Raw genomic sequence first — 14,859 nt, 5'->3', positions numbered from 1 at the left:
GTCTGAGAAACACCCACCCAAGGAGAAACACCATGCGCCAAACCCGCACCCTGCTGGTGGCCGCCGCCGCGGCCGCGCTCAGCCTCACCGCCTGCGCACCGGGCGGCGACTCCGACGAAGCCGCGGACAGCGACGGCCCGATCAAGCTGGGCGTCATCGCCGACCTCACCGGCGCGACCGGTGACGTGGGCACGCCGTACGCCAACGGCCAGAAGGCATACGTCGACTGGCTCAACGACAACGGCGGCATCGACGGCCGCGAGCTCGACGCCCCCGTCACGGACTACGCCTACGACCTGCCCACCGCCGAGCGGATCTACAAGGAGTACGTCAACGACGACGTCCTCGCCGTGATGGGCTGGGGGACCGGCGACTCGGAGGCGCTCGCACCGCGGATCACCTCTGATGAGCTGCCGTTCATGTCCGCCTCGTACGCCGAGCCGCTCACCGACCCTGCGGAGGCGCCGTACAACTTCGTGGTCGCCCCGACCTACTCCGACCAGGCGCGTGTTGCGCTCAACTGGATCGCCGAGGACGGCAAGAGCAGCGAGATCGCGATCTTCCACAACGACAGCCCCTTCGGGCTTGCCCCGGTCGCCGACGCCCAGGAGTGGGCCGCCGACCTGGACCTCAACGTGAAGGCCTACCCGATGCCGGCCGGCTCGACGAACTACACGGGGCTCCTGTCCCAGGCCGAGAAGCAGGGCGCGAAATACATCATGATCCAGAACGTCTCCTCCCCGGCGGCCCTGGTCGCCAAGGACATCAAGGCCCAGGGCCTGGACATGCAGATCGTCTGCCTCAACTGGTGCGCAGACGAGCTCTTCATCGACACCGCCGGCGCCGACGTGGCGGAGGGTCACATCCTGGTGCAGCCGTTCGCCCCGGTCTCCGCAGACCAGCCCGGCCACGAGGACGTGCAGGCCTACCTCGAGGAGAACGGCTCCTCGCTGGAGGAGGAGGGCCTCCACTTCGCCCAGGGCTGGTACACGATGCACGCGATGGCCGAGGGCATCCGCGCCGCGGTCGAGGCCGGCGACCTCAGCGGGCCCGGCATCAAGGAGGCCCTGGAGACGATGGGCCCGATCGACACCGGCGGCGTGCTGGGCACCGGTGAGATCGAGTTCTCCGAGGACTCCCACCGTGGCAGCACCGCCACCGGCATCTACCGGGTCGAGGATGGCGAGATGGCTCCCGTCGAGCTGGGCGTCTCGCCGTGACCCCATCCACCGTGGCTTCGGAGGCGGCCGGGTCCACCCCGGCCGCCCCCGGGGGCAACCTCCTCACCGTCAGCAGCATCGAGGTCATCTACGACGAGGTGATCCTGGTGCTGCGCGGGCTCTCGATGGAGATCCCGGAGGGCAAGATCGTCGCCCTCCTGGGCTCCAACGGTGCCGGCAAGTCGACGATGCTCAAGGCGGCCTCGGGCCTGCTCCCCAGCGAGCGCGGCGAGATCACCGACGGCTCGATCATCTTCGACGGCACCGACATCACCCGGATGGACGCCGCGGAGCGGGTGCGCACCGGCCTCTCGCTGTGCATGGAGGGCCGTCACGTCTTCGAGCACCTCACCATCCAGGAGAACCTGGTGGCCGGCGGGTATTCCCGTGGCGGGGCATCGGCCGAGGACTTCGACCGGGTCTACACCTACTTCCCGAAGCTGGCCGACATGCGGGCGCGGGTCGCCGGCTACCTCTCCGGCGGCGAGCAGCAGATGCTCGCCATCGGGCGGGCGCTGATGGCGCGGCCCAAGCTGCTGATGCTCGACGAGCCGTCGCTGGGGCTCGCCCCGCTGCTGGTGCAGGAGATCTTCGGCTACATCCGTGCCCTCAACGAGGAGACCGGCCTGACCGTGCTGGTGATCGAGCAGAACGCTCGACGCGCGCTCGAGGTGGCCCACCACGGCTACATCCTCGAGCAGGGCCGGATCGTGCTCGAGGGGACCGCCGCCGAGCTCCAGGACAACCCCGACGTCAAGGAGTTCTACCTGGGCCTGGGTGACGAGGGTCGCAAGAACTACCGCGACGTCAAGCACTACAAGCGTCGCAAGCGCTGGCTGTAGGAACTCGGGAGATCACATGTCACACACCACCTCGATGACCGAGGCCCTGGCGGCCTACCGACACGAGCAGGGCGGGCGCGCTGCGGGGGTGGCCCGCGCGGGGGTCGGGCGCATCCCGGCGCTGGACGACCGGCTCCGTGCCGCCGGACTGCCGCAGGGCCCGGCCGATGCGGCGGCTCTCGACCGGCTGCCCGTGCTCGCCAAGGACGCGCTGCCGGCACTTCAGCAGGCGGCGGTCGAGCGACCCTTCGGGGGCCTGGTCGCCGACGGCTCACATCCGGTCCGGGCGTTCGCCTCGCCCGGTCCCATCTACGAGCCGCAGCTGGCCGGGCCCGACCCGTGGAGGTGGGCGCCGGCCCTCTCCGAGCTGGGCGTGGGGCGAGGAGACGTGGTGCTCAACTGCTTCAGCTACCACCTCTCCCCGGCCGGCCTGATGTTCGACGAGGCCTGTCGCGCCGTGGGCGCTCGGGTCATCCCGGCGGGGGTCGGGATGCAGGACGTGCAGGTCCACGTGATCGCCGACCTCGGGGTGACCGCCTTCATCGGGCTGCCGTCGTACCTCGCCGCGTTGATGACGACCTTCGACGAGGCGGGCCTGGCGGCGGACCGGTGGCGCGTGGAGAAGGCACTGGTCACCGCGGAGCCGCTGTCACCGGCGCTGCGCCAGCGCCTGGTGGAGCGGGTGCCACGCGTGCTGATGTCCTACGGCACTGCCGAGTGCGGGCTGATCGGCTACGAGGCCGCGCCCGACGCCGGTCTCGTCCCCGGCCCGGACGTCTACCTGCAGGTATGCGACCCGGTGACCGGTCAGGAGGTCGAGGCGGGGGAGGCCGGAGAGGTCGTGGTGTCGGTCCTGCGTGAGGACTACGGCCTGGTCCGGTTCGGCACCGGCGACGTGTCCCGCTGGATCGAGGGACCGCACGGCCTTCGGCTCGCCGGCGTGCTGGGCCGGGTGGGCGCCGCGGTCAAGGTCCGCGGGATGTTCGTCCATCCGCATCAGGCCGCGGAGCTGCTCCGCTCCCTGCGCTCGTCCGGTGTCGCCCAGGGGTGCTTCGTCGTCGAGCAGGGCGGCGGGACAGACGTCCTGCGCATGGACCTGGTGGTGGAGGACGCTGCGCCGGAGGACGTGGCCGCGGTCGCGGAGAGGCGATGTCGCGACGTCCTGCGGGTGCGACCCGTGGTGCGGGTCGTCGAGACGCTGGAGGAGGACGCTGTCCTGGTCGACCGGCGCGGCTGATGCTCCGCCGGCCCGGGGGTCAGGCGGGGGTGATGAGTGCGGCGTACTTGCGACGGTGGCGGGACCGGACGATCCCCTTGAGGACAAGGGCGAGCTGGCGCTCGACGTAGACCTCGAGGGAGAGGGTCCGCTCGAAGTACCAGTGCTTCAGGGCCCAGGCGTGGGCGAGCAGCAGCAGGTCGTAAGCCGTGAGCTCGAGGTCGGGGACGTCGAAGAGGCCGGCCTCCACGCCCTGCTGGAGCGCGGCCCGCAGCGGCTCGCTCGTCTGGACCTCGAGCTCCTTGATCCGGGCCCGCCCGGCCTCGTCGAGGCTCTTGGTCTCGCGGTAGGTCAGCACCGCGGCGTGCCGATGCTGGTCGATGACCTGGCAGTAGGACCGGAACGCCGCCGCCAACCGGTGGACCGGGTCCTCCCCGGCAGCCTCGACGGCCTCGGGCACCTGGGTCGCGAAGGAGTCGAGCACCCCGAGGATCACGGCCAGCAACAGGTCGTCCTTGCCTCCGAAATAGCGGTAGATGAGGCCCACGCTCACGCCGGCCTCGGCGGCGACCGCCTGCATCGAGACGGCGTGCGACCCGTCGCGCTCCATCAGGCGGGCCGCGGCGTCGAGCAGCTGCGCGCTGCGCTGCGCGGCGCGGGCCTGTCTGGCGGCGTCGGCCGGCGCGAGCTGGACGGGGGTCGTCATGGAGCCTCCTGGACTCTGGGTGGGCCGCGAGGGATGGGCCGCAGACGCTCGCAGCGAGAAACCGGGGATGAATCTACATTCACTCTACCCGGCTCGACCCTTGACAGCGAGCATGGATGAACTTACGTTCATTTGTAGTGAAGCATGATTCAGTTTTCGAGGCAGGGGCGAAGATGACATTCGAGGACATCACGTACGCGGTCGAGGACTCGGCCGCCCTCATCACCATGAACCGTCCCGAGCGCTACAACGCGTTCCGGGCCAAGACGGTGGAGGAGCTCATCAAGGCATTCCGGCTGGCCTGGGCCGACAAGCAGGTGCAGTCGGTCATCCTGACCGGCGCCGGTGAGAAGGCCTTCTGTACCGGTGGTGACGTCAAGCAGCGCGCCGAGACCGGCGACTACGGCCCGAGCGAGTCGGGCATGTTCGAGATCGGCAACCTGCACAAGCTGATCCGCGACATCCCCAAGCCGGTGATCGCCGCGGTCAACGGCGTCGCGGTGGGCGGTGGGCACGTCCTGCACGTCCTGTGCGACGTCTCGCTGGCCAGTGAGACTGCCAGGTTCGGCCAGGCCGGTCCCAAGGTGGGCTCCTTCGACGCAGGCTTCGGCACGGCCTACCTGGCGCGGGTCGTGGGGGAGAAGAAGGCCCGCGAGATGTGGTTCTGGTGTCGGATGTACGACGCCCGGGAGGCGCTGGCGATGGGTCTGGTCAACAAGGTCGTGCCCGCGGATCGGCTGCTCGCGGAGGCCAAGGAGTGGGCTGCCGAGGTGTCGACGAAGAGTCCCACCGCGATCCGCTTCCTCAAGCAGTCCTTCAACGCCGACACCGACCACCAGGCCGGCTACAGCAACATGGCGATGACCGCGCTCGACCTGTTCACCGCCTCGCCCGAGGGTCTGGAGGGTGCCGCCGCGTTCGCGGAGAAGCGCACCCCCGACTTCAACCAGCACGTCAACTGGCACTGAGCCGGAGCGGGAGACACCGATGTACTACGCCGATGACGCGGACCACGAGGCGTTCCGTGCGGAGGTCCGCCGGTTCGCGGCCAAGATCCTCGCCCCGCACTACCAGTCCGACGACAAGGCGGCAGTCTTCCGTCGCGAGCTGGCCCTCGACATGGCCGGCCTGGGGCTGACCGGGCTCCGGATCCCCGAGGAGTACGGCGGCCAGGACGCCACCGCCGTCATCGCGGGGGTGGCGGCCGAGGAGGTGGGCCGCGCGGACTTCAACGCGACGTACCTCATCATCAACACCGCGCTCATCAGCGACGTGATCGTCCGCAACGCCACCGACGAGCAGAAGGCCGCCTGGCTGCCCGGGATCGCCAGCGGCGAGACCGTGCCCTGTATCTGCATCACCGAGCCCGGCCACGGCACAGACGCCGCCAACCTCGAGCTGAGGGCTGAGCCGGCCGCGGACGGGTGGACCCTGCACGGCGAGAAGACCTCGATCACCCTGGGCATGGCGAGCGACCGCGCCGTCGTGCTCGCCCGCACCGGCGGTCCCGGAGCCAGGGGAGTCAGCGCCTTCTGGGTCGACCTCCACCACCCGAGCGTCAGCCGGGCCCCCTTCGACGACCTGGGTGCCCGGTCCATCGGCCGGGCGTCGCTGCACTTCGACGGCACCCCGGTGGGCGCCGACGCCCTGATCGGCGCCGAGGGCGACGGCTTCGTCTCGGTCATGCAGGGCTTCGACTACTCCCGGGCCATCATCGGTCTGGCCTGCCTCGGGGCCGCGAGCGCGTCCCTCGAGGAGGCGTTGCAGTGGGCGCGGGACCGGGAGGCGTTCGGCAAGCCGATCGGCACCTTCCAGGGGGTGGCCTTCCCGCTCGCCGAGCAGGCGACCTACATCAAGGGCGCGCGGCACGTCTGCTACGAGGCGCTGTGGCGCAAGGACACCGGCCTGGACCACTCCGCCGAGGCCGCGATGGCCAAGTTCTGGGCCCCGAAGCTCTCGGCCGAGGTCATCCACCAGTGCCTGCTCATCCTGGGTCACCTGGGCTACTCGACCGAGAGTCCCGTCGGCCAGCGCCTGCGCGACGTCATCGGGCTGGAGATCGGCGACGGCACCGCCCAGGTCTCCAAGCTCGTCATCTCGCGCTCGCTGCTGGGCCGATCCTTCGCTCCCTGAGCAGGTCCGCCACCCGGCACGCCTCCCCCCACGCATCCAGAAAGGCACCACCATGGGAACCCTCGACCAGAAGATCGCGATCGTCACCGGAGCGGGTCAGGGCATCGGCCAGGCCATCGCCCGGCGTCTCGCCACCGAAGGGGCCACGGTCGTGGTCACCGACGTCAACGAGGCCACGGCCAAGGAGACCGCCGCCTCACTGGGCAACGGCTCCCTCGGCCTGCACACCGACGTCACCGACCGGGAGTCGGTCAACGCCATGGTGACCCAGGTGGTCGACCAGCTGGGCCGCATCGACGTGCTGGTCAACAACGCGGGCTGGGACAAGGCCGAGCCGTTCGTCGACTCCGAGCCCGAGACCTGGGACCGGGTCATCGGCATCAACCTGTACGGCGTGCTCAACACCTCCAAGGCCGTGCTGCCGATCATGGCCGCCCAGGGATCGGGCCGGGTGGTCAACCTGGCCTCCGACGCCGGCCGCGTCGGCTCGTCGGGCGAGGCGGTCTACTCGGCCGCCAAGGGCGGGGTCATCGCCTTCACCAAGGCCTCCGCCCGCGAGATGGCACGCAACCAGATCAGCATCAACTGTGTGTGCCCAGGTCCCACCGACACTGCCCTCTTCGCCAGCATGGGCGGGGAGAAGCTGCGCGAGGCCCTGGCGAAGGCGATCCCGTTCCGCCGCCTCGGCCAGCCCGAGGACATCGCCGGCGCGGTCGCCTTCTTCGCCTCCGACGACGCGGCCTTCATCACCGGCCAGACCATCAGCGTCAGCGGTGGGCTGACGATGGCCTGACGGCCCGCCGCAGTCCAACCGGCAACCTTCCACCCCATCGGAGCCGCAGTCATGTTCGAGACCACCCTCACCTCCGCGCAGAAGGAGAGGTTCACCCGTGCCGGCTACTGGCGCGACCGGACCATCATCGACTTCCTGCACGAGGCTGCCGCAGCGACCCCGGACAAGGTGGCCTTCGTCGACAGCCGGCGCGCGGTCACCTTCGCCGAGCTCGAGAAGCAGGTGGACCGCTGCGCCCTGGGCTTCCTCGAACTCGGGATCAAGCCCGGCGATGTGGTCTCCTTCCAGCTGCCCAACTGGATCGAGTGGATCGTCGTGCACTACGCGGCGAGCCGCATCGGTGCGGTCAGCAACCCGCTGATCCCGATCTACCGCGAGCGCGAGGTCGGCTTCATGGTGGGGCTGGCGAAGTCCCGGCTCATCGTGGTGCCGCAGGACTTCCGCGGATTCGACTACCCGGCGATGGTCGAGCGCCTGCGCGGTGACTGGCCGGCGCTGGAGCACGTGCTGGTCGTGGACGCCCCCGGCGGGCCGGGCTCGTGGGAGGAGTTCATGGCGACACCGTGGGAGGAGCGCCGGGACCCCGGCGAGCTGGACGCCCTCCGCCCGGACCCCGATGACGTGACGCTGCTGATCTTCACCTCCGGCACCACCGGCGAGCCCAAGGGTGTGATGCACACCCACAACACCGTCGTCGCGGCCAACGACGCATTGCCCGAGCGCCTCGGCATCACCGCCGACACGGTCTTCCACATGGCCTCGACGCTGGCCCACCTGACCGGGTTCCTCTACGGCGCCCGGCTCAACGTGCAGAACGGCGCGACCTGCGTGCTGCAGGACGTGTGGGACGCGGCTGACTTCGTCGAGCTCGTCGAGCGCCACCGCATCTCCTACACCTCGGGTGCCACACCCTTCCTGCACGACCTGCTCAAGGCGCCCGACCTCGACCAGCACGACCTCTCCTCGCTGGTTCTCTTCTGCTGCATGGGCGCTCCGATCCCGCGGGTGCTGGTGCGTGAGGCGCGGGACCTGCTGCCGGGTCTCGCCGTGCTCGGCGGCTGGGGGCAGACCGAGGAGGGGCTGGTGACCCTCGGGATCCCGGGTGATCCCGAGGAGAAGGTGATCGACACCGACGGCTACCCCTTCCCCGGGATGGAGATCCGGGTTGTCGACTTCGCCGGGGAGCCGCTGCCCGCCGGCCAGGAGGGCGCCCTGCAGGTGCGCGGACCCTTCCTCTTCGTCGGGTACGCCGAGCGGCTGGAGCTGACGCGCTCCCTGTTCCGTGAGGACCCGGACGGCGACTGGTTCGACACGGGCGATCTCGCGCACATCGACGCCGACGGCTACCTGCGCATCTCGGGACGCACCAAGGACGTCATCATCCGCGGCGGGGAGAACATCCCGGTCTCCTACGTCGAGAACGTGCTGCACGAGCACCCGGACGTCGACAACGTCGCCGTGGTGGCCATCCCGGACCCCCGGCTCCAGGAGCGGGCCTGCGCCTGCCTGGTGCTGAGGGCGGGCGCCCCCGAGCTCACCTTCGAGGCGATGCGGGAGTTCCTCGCCACCAAGGGGGTCGCGAAGCAGTACTGGCCGGAGAAGCTGGTCATCCTCGACGACTTCCCGAAGACGCCGAGCGGCAAGATCCAGAAGTTCGCGCTGCGGGAGACCGCGGGACGGGAGAGCTGACATGGACATGGCACTCAACGACGACCAGCGCAGCTTCCAGCGGCTGGCCCGCGACTTCCTCGACGCCGAGGTGGTGCCCCACCGCGCCCAGTGGGACCGCGACGAGTCGGTGGACACCAGGATCATCCCGATGCTGGGTGAGATCGGTTTCTTCGGGCTGACGATCCCCGAGGAGTACGGCGGCCTGGGTGGCGACTACATCACCTACTGCCTCGGCATGGAGGAGCTCGGCCGTGCGGACTCCGCGGTACGGGGCATCGTCTCGGTCTCGATGGGCCTGGTCGGCAAGGTGATCCTGTCCCACGGGACCGAGGAGCAGAAGCAGGAGTGGTTGCCGGGCATCGCCACCGGCACCAGGCTGGCCTGCTTCGGCCTGACCGAGCCCGACAACGGCTCGGACCCGGGCAGCCTCAAGACCCGGGCCACCCGGCAGGGCGGCGACTATGTGATCAACGGGTCCAAGATCTTCATCACCAACGGCACCTGGGCAGACGTCTGCCTGGTCTTCGCCCGCACCGGGGGAGAGGGCCCGAAGGGCATCTCGGCCTTCCTGGTCCCTACCCACACCCCGGGCTTCGGCCGCACCGAGATCCACGGCAAGCTCGGGCTGCGCGGACAGGCCACCGCCGAGCTCTCCTTCGACGACGTGCGGGTGCCCGCCTCGGCGCTGCTCGGGGAGGAGGGCCAGGGCTTCGCCATCGCCATGCACTCTCTCGACAAGGGCCGGGTCTCGGTCGCGGCAGGGTGCACCGGCATCGTCGCCGGGTGCCTGGACGCCGCGGTCGACTACGCCAAGGAGCGCAAGCAGTTCGGCCGTCAGCTCGCCTCGTTCCAGATGATCCAGGACATGATCGCCCAGATCTCGGTGGACGCGGACGCCTCGCGGCTGCTGACCTGGCGCGCGGCCGACCTGATCGAGCGTGGCGAGCCGTTCGGCGTGGAGGCGTCCAAGGCCAAGTACTTCGCCTCCGAGGCGGCGGTGCGGGCGGCCAACCAGGCCATCTCCATCTTCGGCGGCTACGGCTACGTCGACGAGTACCCCGTGCAGAAGTACATGCGCGACGCCCGGGTGATGACGCTCTACGAAGGCACCAGCCAGATCCAGAAGCTCCTCATCGGACGCGCCGAGACCGGCGTCAACGCCTTCCTCTGACCCCCGGCTCGAAAGGACACCGTCATGGCCACCATCCCGCAGACCCCCCTGGGGTTCTTCGGCACCGACTCGCTGCTGAGCGAGGAGGAGATCGCGATCCGCGACACCGTCCGCAAGTACGTCGAGGACAAGGTCAGGCCGCAGCTGGCCGGCTGGTACGAGTCCGCCTCGATCCCGGCGCGCGACCTTGCCCGCGAGCTCGGCTCGCTGGGGGTGCTGGGAATGCACCTGGAGGGCTACGGATGCGCGGGCACCAGCGCGACGTCGTACGGCCTGGCGTGCATGGAGCTGGAGGCGGGCGACTCCGGACTGCGCTCCCTGGTCTCGGTACAGGGCTCGCTGGCGATGTTCGCGATCTGGAAGCACGGCTCGGAGGAGCAGAAGCAGGAGTGGCTGCCCCGGATGGCAGCGGGCGAGGCGATCGGGTGCTTCGGTCTGACCGAGCCCGACTTCGGCTCCAACCCCGCGGGGATGCGCACCCGGGCGAAGCGGGACGGCACCGACTGGGTGCTGACGGGCAACAAGATGTGGATCACCAACGGTTCGGTCGCCGACGTGGCCGTGGTCTGGGCGCAGACCGACGAGGGGATTCGCGGCTTCGTCGTGCCCACCCAGACGCCCGGGTTCAGCGCGCCGGAGATCAAGCAGAAGATGTCGCTCCGGGCGTCGGTGACCTCCGAGCTGGTGCTCAGCGGCGTGCGCCTCCCGGACTCGGCGGTGCTGCCCGGGGCGACCGGGCTCGCCGGCCCGCTGTCGTGCCTCAACGAGGCGCGGTTCGGGATCATCTTCGGCGCTCTGGGCGCGGCCCGCGACTGTCTGGAGACGGCGATCGCCTATGCCGGCGAGCGGGAGATCTTCGACAGGGCGCTCTCGGGTTTCCAGCTCACCCAGGCCAAGTTGGCGGACATGTCCCTCGAGCTCGGGAAGGGGATGCTGCTCGCCCTGCACCTGTCTCGCCTCAAGGACGCGGGAGCCCTCGACCACCGGCAGGTCAGCCTCGGCAAGCTCAACAACACCCGCGAGGCGATCGCCATCGCCCGGGAGTGCCGCACCATCCTCGGTGCCGCCGGCATCACCCTCGAATACCCGATCATGCGCCACGCCAACAACCTCGAGTCGGTGCTGACCTACGAGGGGACCTCGGAGGTGCACCAGCTGGTCATCGGCCAGGCGCTGACGGGCCAGGCGGCCTACCGCTGACATCCAGCATGACGACGTGCCCGAGGGCCTCGCTGTAGCCCACTCGCGCACGACGGTGGCGCCCAGTGCGACGACGTCCCCGGTCAGCGTCCAGTGGGATGGCCACGCGACCGCCCTAGGAGCGCGAGGCGGTGTGGTCAGGCGCTCCTGCCCTTCGGGCCTGACGGTGGCGGGGCCGGCCGGCGCTGAGGACGAGCCGGACGACGAGCCCCGCGAGGAGCGCCCAGAAGGCGGCGCTCACCCCGGCGACCGCGATCCCGGAGGCGGCGGTGGCGAAGGTGACGACCGCGGGGATGTGCTCGGCCGGATCGGCGAGCGCGGCGCTCAGCGAGGCGGCCAGCGTGCCCAGCAGCGCGAGGCCCGCGACGGCGGCGAGGACGCCGAGGGGGGCGAAGGAGACCAGGGTGGTGAAGGCGGCCGAGGCGATGCCGAGGACGACGAGCACGAGGCCGGAGGTGACGCTCGCGACCCAGCGCCGGGAACGGTCCTCGCCGGCCTCCGGCCCCGCGGCGAGGGCGGCACTGATGGCGGCCAGATTGATCGCGTGCCCGCCGGCCGGCGCCCCGACGAGGGTGCCGACCCCGGTCACGAGCATGGACCGCCGCCACGGCACCACGTAGCCGAGGCCCTTCATGACGGCGACGCCCGGGACGTTCTGGGCGGCCATGGTCACCAGGTAGAGGGGCAGGGCGATGCCGACCAGCGCGGAGAGGGTGAACGCCGGTGCGGTGAGCTCCAGCTGGGGGACGAGGGTCGCCGGGTCGACCTGGCGACCGGAGGCGACCAGGTCGACCGCGATCACGACCGCGGCGGCCAGGAAGGCCAGCGGGGCGGCGAAGCGCGGCGCGAAGCGGACGCCGAGCAGCCAGACGACGACGATCGGCGCGACCGCGGCGGGGTTGTCCGCCAGCCCGGTGACCGGACCCAGGCAGAGCTGGAAGAGGACGCCCGCGAGCATCGCCTGGGCGATCGAGGCCGGGATGCGGGAGATGAGCGCCCCGAGCCGCGGGAGGAGCCCGGTGAGCACGATCAGCACGCCGGTGACGAGGAAGGCGCCGACCGCCGCGGGCCAGCCGCCCGCGACCGCCCCGGTGGTGGCGAGCAGTGCCGCGCCGGGTGTGGACCAGGCGGCGGTGATCGGCAGCCGGGTGGTGAGGGCGAGCACGATCGAGGCCAGCCCCATCGTGATGCTGACCGCGAGCAGCCCGCTGGAGGCCTGGGCCGGGCTGGCCCCCACCCCCTCGAGCCCTGCCAGGACGACGACGAAGGCGCTGGTGAACCCGACCAGCCCCGAGACCACCCCGGCGGAGACGGGGGCGAGCAGGCCGCCGCGCCCGGTCTCCGGGCCACGCGCCACGCCGTCGCCGGTCAAGCCCGCCGCTCGCACGAGCTCCGCACCTCGGCGGCACACCGGTCCCGCCCCTTGTGCCCGCTGGCGACGTCGCGACCCGGGCCGCCGATCAGCGTGTCGTCCCGACTGCCGCCCCGGAGCTCGTCGTCCCCGGGGCCGCCGAAGAGGTCGGATCCGTGGCACTCCCGGCTGGGCCAGAGCCGGCCCCACTCCTTGCCGATCAGCAGGTCGTCCCCGCCGCGCCCCCGCACGGAGCCGTAGCAGGCGGAGACGGCGAGGCGGTTCGCCCCGCCCGTCCCGGAGAGTCGGACCCGGTGCGAGGTGACGATGGCAGCCTCGAAGCGGGCCAGGCGGGCGCGGTGCGTCGACCCGGCCTTGTCGACCCGGAGGCTCCCGGCCTGCAGGTCTAGGGCGAGCGAGGTCTCGCCGTCCCCGTTGAGCGAGATCGTGTCGCGGCCCCGGCCGCCGTCGAGGTCGGTCTCGGCGGTCGTCCTCGCGGTCTCCACGATGTCGTCGCCACCGCCGAGGCGGGCGGTCAGGCGAGACCCGGTCGCGAAGAGGGACTCGTCGGCATCGCTGCCCAGGAAGGTGAGGTCGGACTCCTCGCTCAGCACGGACACGGAGTAGGCGTCGAAGCCGTCCATGACCGCGACGGTCCGACCGTCCTCGGTGTAGCGCCCGGCGCGGGAGTCGAGCGTCGCCGACCGGCCCCGGAGGTCCAGCAGGAGGAGGTCGTCGCCCGCTCCGCCGCTGGCCGAGCCGCCTTCCGCCCAGTGCCCCTCCAGGTCGAGGTAGTCGTGCCCACCCCCCAGCTCGAGGCGGTCGCCGTTCGGCTCTCCGATGGTTCCGCTGTCGAACGAGTCGATGCCGGCACCGCCGATCAGCACGTCCGGCTCGGTGTCGACGTGTCCTCCCGCCTCGCCACCCCAGTGGCCGGCGCTGACCTCGTGGCGGCCGGACCCGCCCTCGTACCGGTCCGACCCGGCGCCGAGGGTGAGGAGCAGGTTCCACGTCGGAGCCTGCGTGCTGTCGACGACGTCGTCCCCCGGTCCCACGTCGATCAGGAGGTTCTTTCCCGTGCGGGAGTCGTAGCCAGGGGTGCGGCCCCGGATGCAGACCACGTCGTCGCCGCCGAAGGTCTGGACGTTCCCCCACCGGGAGCGGGTGTACTCCAGCAGCACGACGTCCGGCCCCTCGGTGCCCCGCACGTCGCGGTCGATCGCGTGGATGGTGACGGGCAGCCCGCGGCAGGTCTTGCCCGGCGCGGACCCGGTCGCGGACCCGGTCGCGGACCCGGTCGCGGACCCGGTCGCGGACCCGGTCGCGGACCCGGCCGTCGGGGCGGCGAGCAGGGCCCCGCCCAGCAGCAGCGCGGTCGTCAGGACGGTGGTGCGGCGCATGGATCCCCCGTGGACTGTCGGCGGCGAGGCGTGGAGCGTAGCGCTGGTCGCGCGTGGCCTACTGGCGGCGCGGGCTTCCTGGTGGCCGGGGATCGGCGGACTACCGCTCGAACTTCCTCCACTGCCCCTCGGAGACCACCTCGACGGTGCCGTCGACGACCTTGAGGGCCGTCTGCTCGTCGATCACGTAGGCCGGGACGTCCAGGTCGGCCGCCCAGCGCTCCGCGTGGGCCATGGTGTTGGTCGGGAAGAGGTCGAGGTGCGGGAAGATCGAGAAGTCGACGACCCCCAGCGTCCGGTCGTCGGGTGCGGCCGGCCACTCCACGAAGTACTCGCCGATCCGGGGGGTCATCACCATGCTGCCGGCGCTGACCCCCACCCAGACCAGGTCGGGGAGCTGGGGAAGCAGGTCGGCCAGCCCGGACTCCCGCATCCAGTGGCAGAGGTAGGTCGCGTCCCCGCCGTCGACCAAAAGCACGTCGGTGTCGCGGACCCAGGGCACCCAGCGGTCCGCGCCGATGCTGGGCAGGGCGGTGAGCTCCAGGACGCCCAACGAGGCGAAGCCGAGCCCGGAGAGGTGCTCCCAGGTGGGCTCGGCGGCGACCAGGCCGCGCACCGACCCCGGCCCGCACATCGGATGGCCCCACTGGGCGGTCGGCACGAGCAGGGCGCGCGCCTCAGCGACCGGCTTGCCGAGGAGATCCTCGAGCGCCGCGTGGATGCTCGGGTTGGTGACGCCTCCCGAGGTGAGCAGGAGCTTCCCGGTACTCATGGGCAGATCCTGGCGGCCGGTGATCCGTGCTGTCCATACCCACCGCAGGAGGGGACCCGGCACCGCAGGAAGGAGCCCGCCCCACAGCAGGAAGGGACCCGGCCCACAGCACGGATGGCCCGCCCGGGAGTCGCTCGTCCGGGCAGCTCTTACCGTCGTCGGTGGAAGCGGTAGTCGCCGGAGGGGTGGTGGCGGAGGTCCCAGTCGGGGTCGTGGGCTTTGCGGTGGTGGTGGCCGCAGAGGGGGAGTCCGTTGTCGAGGTCGGTGTGTCCGTGGTTCCCCCAGGAGAGCTGGTGGTGGTGGATCTTGGTCTTGCCCGGGTTTCACGGACAGTTACTTGATGATGCTGCGTAGGAACGGGGTGGGACGTAGCCCAGGGATGAG

At 71.0% G+C, this 14,859-nt stretch carries 13 protein-coding genes; 9 read left to right on the top strand and 4 right to left on the bottom strand.

The annotated features are described in order from the left end of the window. Positions 1–32: 32 nt before the first annotated feature. The 3 genes from AC4BG9_RS18260 to AC4BG9_RS18250 are packed head-to-tail and all read left to right on the top strand — an operon-like array spanning position 33 to position 3,299. Complete coding sequence (locus tag AC4BG9_RS18260; RefSeq protein ID WP_490572550.1) at positions 33–1,220, top strand: ABC transporter substrate-binding protein; 1,188 nt, start codon at positions 33–35, stop codon at positions 1,218–1,220. After that, positions 1,217–2,062 carry an ABC transporter ATP-binding protein gene (locus tag AC4BG9_RS18255; RefSeq protein WP_490572549.1) on the top strand — a complete coding sequence of 282 codons (846 nt, stop codon included), beginning with the start codon at positions 1,217–1,219 and terminating at the stop codon, positions 2,060–2,062. Before AC4BG9_RS18260 ends, AC4BG9_RS18255 begins: the two co-directional genes overlap by 4 nt. Positions 2,063–2,078: 16 nt before the next feature. After that, positions 2,079–3,299, top strand: a complete 1,221-nt coding sequence (locus AC4BG9_RS18250) for a phenylacetate--CoA ligase family protein (RefSeq protein WP_490572548.1) — start codon at positions 2,079–2,081, stop codon at positions 3,297–3,299. Between the two features lie 19 nt (positions 3,300–3,318). On the opposite strand, the gene AC4BG9_RS18245 is transcribed toward AC4BG9_RS18250, so the two are convergent. Continuing rightward, a complete protein-coding gene (locus AC4BG9_RS18245; protein ID WP_490572547.1) occupies positions 3,319–3,984 on the bottom strand; it encodes a TetR/AcrR family transcriptional regulator in 666 nt (221 codons plus the stop codon). 173 nt (positions 3,985–4,157) lie between these two features. Here AC4BG9_RS18245 and AC4BG9_RS18240 point away from each other — a divergent pair, with 173 nt between their 5' ends. Genes AC4BG9_RS18240 through AC4BG9_RS18215 form a run of 6 tightly spaced genes read left to right on the top strand, consistent with a single transcriptional unit; the run spans position 4,158 to position 10,952 of the window. After that, a complete protein-coding gene (locus tag AC4BG9_RS18240; RefSeq protein WP_490572546.1) occupies positions 4,158–4,952 on the top strand; it encodes an enoyl-CoA hydratase-related protein in 795 nt (264 codons plus the stop codon). Between the two features lie 19 nt (positions 4,953–4,971). Beyond that, positions 4,972–6,117, top strand: coding sequence for an acyl-CoA dehydrogenase family protein (locus tag AC4BG9_RS18235; protein ID WP_490572545.1), 1,146 nt, complete (start codon positions 4,972–4,974; stop codon positions 6,115–6,117). A gap of 52 nt (positions 6,118–6,169) precedes the next feature. Further along, on the top strand, positions 6,170–6,910 hold the full coding sequence (locus tag AC4BG9_RS18230; protein ID WP_490572544.1) for an SDR family NAD(P)-dependent oxidoreductase: 741 nt from the start codon (positions 6,170–6,172) through the stop codon (positions 6,908–6,910). 51 nt (positions 6,911–6,961) lie between these two features. Then, entirely contained in the window at positions 6,962–8,599 is a 1,638-nt protein-coding gene (locus AC4BG9_RS18225) for an AMP-binding protein (protein ID WP_490572543.1), read from the top strand. Position 8,600: 1 nt separating this feature from the next. Then, positions 8,601–9,752 carry an acyl-CoA dehydrogenase family protein gene (locus tag AC4BG9_RS18220; protein ID WP_490572542.1) on the top strand — a complete coding sequence of 384 codons (1,152 nt, stop codon included), beginning with the start codon at positions 8,601–8,603 and terminating at the stop codon, positions 9,750–9,752. Between the two features lie 24 nt (positions 9,753–9,776). Next, complete coding sequence (locus AC4BG9_RS18215; protein ID WP_490572541.1) at positions 9,777–10,952, top strand: acyl-CoA dehydrogenase family protein; 1,176 nt, start codon at positions 9,777–9,779, stop codon at positions 10,950–10,952. A 115-nt stretch (positions 10,953–11,067) separates the two neighbouring features. Here the strand turns inward: AC4BG9_RS18215 and AC4BG9_RS18210 are convergent, their stop codons facing one another. The 3 genes from AC4BG9_RS18210 to AC4BG9_RS18200 all read right to left on the bottom strand — a co-directional run bounded on the left by AC4BG9_RS18210 (position 11,068) and on the right by AC4BG9_RS18200 (position 14,475). Further along, positions 11,068–12,324, bottom strand: coding sequence for a benzoate/H(+) symporter BenE family transporter (locus tag AC4BG9_RS18210; protein ID WP_490572540.1), 1,257 nt, complete (start codon positions 12,322–12,324; stop codon positions 11,068–11,070). Continuing rightward, on the bottom strand, positions 12,321–13,703 hold the full coding sequence (locus tag AC4BG9_RS18205; protein ID WP_490572539.1) for a hypothetical protein: 1,383 nt from the start codon (positions 13,701–13,703) through the stop codon (positions 12,321–12,323). The genes AC4BG9_RS18210 and AC4BG9_RS18205 overlap by 4 nt, the downstream gene beginning before the upstream one ends. A gap of 100 nt (positions 13,704–13,803) precedes the next feature. Continuing rightward, positions 13,804–14,475: a Type 1 glutamine amidotransferase-like domain-containing protein gene (locus AC4BG9_RS18200; RefSeq protein ID WP_490572538.1), complete on the bottom strand. Its 672-nt coding sequence runs from the start codon at positions 14,473–14,475 to the stop codon at positions 13,804–13,806. Positions 14,476–14,859 lie beyond the last annotated feature (384 nt).

Source organism: Nocardioides sp. Z40_12 (genome assembly GCF_058215795.1).
Note: the sequence above shows the minus strand (reverse complement) of the source record. Positions and strands in the feature narration are given on the sequence as shown.